Below are 4,814 nucleotides of genomic sequence, written 5' to 3'. Positions count from 1 at the left end.
GCGGCGCCGTGGATCGCCGCCGCCCCGCTCGGCGCGCATCCGGCGATGGCGGCGCTGGTGCTGCACCGCTACGACCGGGCGCTGGCCGGCACGGCGGGTCCCGCCGCCGCGGCGCAGCTGGCCACGGCGTAGCCGCCCGGACCGGGTCGCGCCCGCTACCGTCGCGGTATGGACGCGAACCACCCTGCGGCGACCGACTACGCCCCCTACAGCGAAGCCGACACCGAGCGCTACGTGCCCGAGCCCGACAAGCGGCCCGGCCGCACGTCGTTCCAGCGGGACCGGGCCCGCATGCTGCACTCCGCGGGGCTGCGCCGGCTGGCCGGGAAGACGCAGGTGGTGGACCCGGTCGACAACGCCCGGGCGCTCAACAGCAGCCCGCGGACGCGGCTGACGCACAGCCTGGAGTGCGCCCAGGTAGGCCGGGAGCTCGGGGCGGCCCTCGGCTGCGACCCGGACCTGGTGGAGACCGCCTGCCTGGCCCACGACATCGGCCATCCGCCGTTCGGGCACAACGGGGAGATGGTGCTCGCCGAGGTCGCGGCCGGCTGCGGCGGCTTCGAGGGCAACGCCCAGAGCCTGCGCATCCTGACCCGGCTGGAGCCGAAGCGTTTCGCCCATGCCGACGACGGCACCCTGACCAGCGTGGGCCTCAACCTGACCCGGGCGGCGCTGGACGCGGCGACGAAGTACCCCTGGCCGCGCGGCGGGCACCCCACCGACCCCACCAGCCCCAAGTTCGGCGTGTACGAGGACGACCTGCCGGTCTTCGAGTGGCTGCGCCGCACCGCCCCCGCCGACCGCCCGTACGTGCAGTGCTTCGAGGCGCAGGTCATGGACTGGGCCGACGACGTGGCGTACTCCGTCCACGACGTCGAGGACGGGCTGCACGCCGGCCATCTGGACCCGGCGGTGCTGCTCGCCGAGCCCGAGCGCCGCGAGATCTTCGCCGTCGCCGCCGGCCGCTACGCCCCCGGGGCGGCCGAGGACGAGCTCGCGCAGGCCCTGGACCGGCTGCTGGACATGGAGTGGTGGCCGCACGGCTACGACGGTTCCGCCATCGCCCAGGCCCGGCTGAAGGACGCCACCTCGCAGCTGATCGGCCGCTTCTGCCTGGCCGCCGAGCGCGCCACCCGGGACGCCTACGGCACCGGCCGGCTCACCCGTCACCGCGCCCAACTGGTCGTCCCGCGCGACCAGCGGCTGGAGTGCGCCGTCCTGAAGGCGGTCGCCGACCGGTACGTCATGCAGCGCGAGGCGCAGGAGCGGCGGCGCGCCCAGCAGCGCGTGGTCATCGGGGAGCTCGCCGAGGCCCTGCTGGCCCGGGCGCCGGAGGGGCTGGACCCGCAGTTCCGCGGCATCTTCGACGAGGCCAAGGACGACCGGGCCCGGCAGCGGGCCGTCGTCGACCAGATCGCCTCGCTGACCGACGCGGCCGCGACCGCCCTGCACGCCCGGCTCACCGCCCCCCGGTGAGCCCCCGGCGGGCCCCCGGCCGCCCCCGCGCGCCGCGCCGCCCCCGTTCCCGGTCGGCGCGGCACTCTTCACGTCGGCCCTGCCGTGCGGGACGCTCACATGACTGGCAATTGCCAGAGGGAGGGCCGCCGGGCACCCGAGGACACCAGGGAGGCGCACAGTGGTGGACGCAGACCACACATTCGTCATCGTCGGGGCGGGGCTCGCCGGGGCGAAAGCGGCGGAGACGCTGCGCTCCGAGGGTTTCACCGGCCGCGTGATACTGATCGGGGACGAACGCGACCACCCCTACGAACGACCCCCGCTCTCCAAGGGCTTCCTGCTGGGCAACGAGGAGCGCGACTCGGTCTTCGTCCATCCCGCCGCCTGGTACGCCGAGCACGACGTCGAACTCCACCTCGGCCAGCCGGTCACCGGCCTGGACCGGACCGGCAAGCGGATCACCCTGGGCGACGGCACCTCCATCCCGTACGACAGGCTGCTGCTGACCACCGGCGCCGAGCCGCGCCGGCTGGACATCCCCGGCACCGACCTGGCCGGGGTGCACCACCTGCGCCGTCTCGCGCACGCCGAGCGGCTGAAGAACGTGCTGACCTCGCTCGGCCGCGAGAACGGCCACCTGGTGATCGCCGGAGCGGGCTGGATCGGCCTGGAGGTGGCGGCCGCCGCCCGCGGCTACGGCGTCGAGGTCACGGTCGTCGAGCCGCAGCCGTGCCCGCTGCACTCGGTCCTCGGCCCGGAGCTCGGCGAGGTCTTCGCCGACCTGCACCGCGAGCACGGGGTGCGGTTCCACTTCGGCGCCCGGCTCACCGAGATCACCGGTCAGGACGGCATGGTGATGTCGGTGCTCACCGACGACGGCGAGGAGCACCCCGCCCACCACGTGCTCGCCGCGATCGGCGCCGCCCCGCGCACCGCGCTCGCCGAGGCCGCCGGGCTGGCGCTGGCCGACCGCGCCGCGGGCGGCGGCATCGCCGTGGACGCCTCGCTGCGCACCTCCGACCCGGACGTCTTCGCCGCCGGAGACGTCGCCAACGCCGAACACCCCCTGCTGGGCGGCCGGTTGCGGGTCGAGCACTGGGCGAACGCCCTCAACAGCGGCCCCGTGGCGGCCCGTGCGATGCTCGGCGGGGACGTGGTGTACGACCGGGTCCCGTACTTCTTCACCGACCAGTACGACCTGGGCATGGAGTTCTCCGGGCACGCCGCCCCCGGCACCTACGACCAGGTGCTGGCCCGGGGCGACGTGGGCAAGCGGCAGTTCATCGCCTTCTGGCTGCGCGACGGCAGGGTGCTGGCCGGGATGAACGTCAACGTGTGGGACGTGACCGACACCGTCCAGAAGCTCATCCGCTCCGGCCGCCAGGTCGACACCGACGCGCTGGCCGACCCCACGGTGCCCCTGGCCTCCCTCCTGGAGTGAGCCCGGGGGCGGTCACCTAGCATGACTGTCATGGAGCCCAGGACCGCCGTCGTACCCGTCGAGGAGATCTTCGAACTGCGCTGGAGGGTGCTGCGGCCCGGGCTCCCGCGGAAGTCGGCGATCTTCCTGGAGGACGGTCATCCGCTCGCCTTCCACATGGCGGCCTACGGCGGCGACGGCGGCGACGAGGTCGTGGCGTGCGTCACGCTCTTCCCGGAACAGCTGCCCGGCGACGGCGCGATCGCGTACCGCATCCGCGGCATGGCCAGCGCCCCGGAGGTCCGCGGCCGCGGCTACGGCGCTGCGCTGCTGCACGCCGCGCTGGAGCAGGCCCGGCAGCGCGGGGCCGAGCTGGTGTGGTGCAACGGCCGTACCTCGGCGCGCGGCTTCTGGGAGGGGCAGGGCTTCATGGCGGTGGGGGAGGAGTTCGTGCTGGAGCCGGCCGGGCCGCACTTCCTCTTCGTCGCCAAGCTGGTCTGACCTTCCTCGGGCCGCGCCGTAGAATCCTTCCGTGGCTGGGCGGATCAGGGACGAGGACGTCAAGGCGGTACGGGACGCGGTCCCGATCGACGCCGTCGTGTCCGAGTACCTGCAGCTCAGGAACGCGGGCGGCGGCAACCTGAAGGGCCTGTGCCCCTTCCACGACGAGAAGTCGCCCTCCTTCCACGTGAGCCCGAGCAAGGGGCTCTACCACTGCTTCGGCTGCCAGGAGGGCGGCGACACCCTCGACTTCGTGATGAAGGTCGACCACCTGTCCTTCTCGGAGGCGGTCGAGCGGCTCGCCGCCGTGGCGGGCATCACGCTGCGGTACGAGGAGGGCGGCTACACCCCGGGCCGGCAGCAGGGCGAGCGGATCCGGCTGGTCGAGGCGCACAAGGCGGCCGCGCAGTTCTACGTCGAGCAGCTGGGCGGGGCCGAGGCCGAGATCGGCCGGAAGTTCCTCACCGAGCGGGGCTTCGACCAGGCCGCCGCCGAGCACTTCGGCGTCGGCTACGCCCCGGCGGGCTGGGACCACCTCGTCCGCTTCCTGCGCGGCAAGGGCTTCACCGACCGCGAGCTGATCGTCTCCGGACTCGCCAGCGAGAGCCGCCGCGGCGGTGCCATCGACCGCTTCCGCGGCCGGTTGATCTGGCCGATCCGCGACATCACCGGCGAGGTGATCGGCTTCGGCGCGCGCAAGCTGCGCGAGGACGACCAGGGCCCGAAGTACCTCAACACCCCCGAGACGCCGATCTACAAGAAGTCCCAGGTCCTGTACGGCATCGACCTGGCGAAGAAGGAGATCGCCCGCACCAGCCGGGCCGTGGTCGTCGAGGGCTACACCGACGTCATGGCGTGCCACCTCGCGGGCGTCACCACCGCCATCGCGACCTGCGGCACCGCCTTCGGCGGCGATCACATCAAGATCCTCCGCCGGCTGCTGATGGACAACTCGGGCGCCGAGGTCGTCTTCACCTTCGACGGCGACGAGGCCGGCCAGAAGGCCGCCCTGCGCGCCTTCGAGGACGACCAGAAGTTCGCCGCCGAGACCTCCATCGCCATCACCCCCGGCGGCATGGACCCCTGCGACCTGCGCCTCGCCGAGGGCGACGCCGCCGTGCAGCGGCTGGTGGACACCCGTACCCCGCTGTTCGCCTTCGCCCTGACGTCGGTCGTCGCCCGCTACAACCTCGACACCGCCGAGGGCCGGGCCTCCGCGCTGGAAGCGGGCGCGCCCATCGTCGCGGGCATCAAGAACGCGTCCATCCAGCACGAGTACGCGGTGCAGCTGGCCGGCATGCTCGGCATCCTCGACTCGCAGTTCGTGGTGCGCCGCGTCTCCCAGCTCGCCCGCTGGCAGCGCGAACGCCGCCAGTCCGGCGGCGCCGCCCAGCCGGGCCGGGGCGCCGCGGCGCGCCCCGACGCGGCCCCGGGC

At 73.8% G+C, this 4,814-nt stretch carries 4 protein-coding genes and 1 pseudogene; all 5 read left to right on the top strand.

The annotated features are described in order from the left end of the window. Nucleotides 1-132, top strand: a pseudogene (locus PV410_RS44535) (sirohydrochlorin chelatase); the annotation flags it as partial. A 36-nt stretch (nt 133-168) separates the two neighbouring features. Beyond that, entirely contained in the window at nt 169-1,476 is a 1,308-nt protein-coding gene (locus tag PV410_RS44530) for a deoxyguanosinetriphosphate triphosphohydrolase (RefSeq protein WP_500332383.1), read from the top strand. 160 nt (nt 1,477-1,636) lie between these two features. Beyond that, entirely contained in the window at nt 1,637-2,899 is a 1,263-nt protein-coding gene (locus PV410_RS44525) for an NAD(P)/FAD-dependent oxidoreductase (protein WP_500332382.1), read from the top strand. A gap of 30 nt (nt 2,900-2,929) precedes the next feature. Next, nucleotides 2,930-3,379 carry a GNAT family N-acetyltransferase gene (locus PV410_RS44520; RefSeq protein ID WP_500332381.1) on the top strand — a complete coding sequence of 150 codons (450 nt, stop codon included), beginning with the start codon at nt 2,930-2,932 and terminating at the stop codon, nt 3,377-3,379. A gap of 31 nt (nt 3,380-3,410) precedes the next feature. After that, nucleotides 3,411-4,814, top strand: a 1,404-nt coding sequence (dnaG, locus tag PV410_RS44515) for a DNA primase (protein WP_500332380.1), incomplete at its 3' end; no start/stop codon positions are given.

Origin of the sequence: Streptomyces sp. PA03-5A, assembly GCF_033792725.1 — a bacterium.
GTDB lineage: Bacteria > Actinomycetota > Actinomycetes > Streptomycetales > Streptomycetaceae > Actinacidiphila.
Note: the sequence above shows the minus strand (reverse complement) of the source record. Positions and strands in the feature narration are given on the sequence as shown.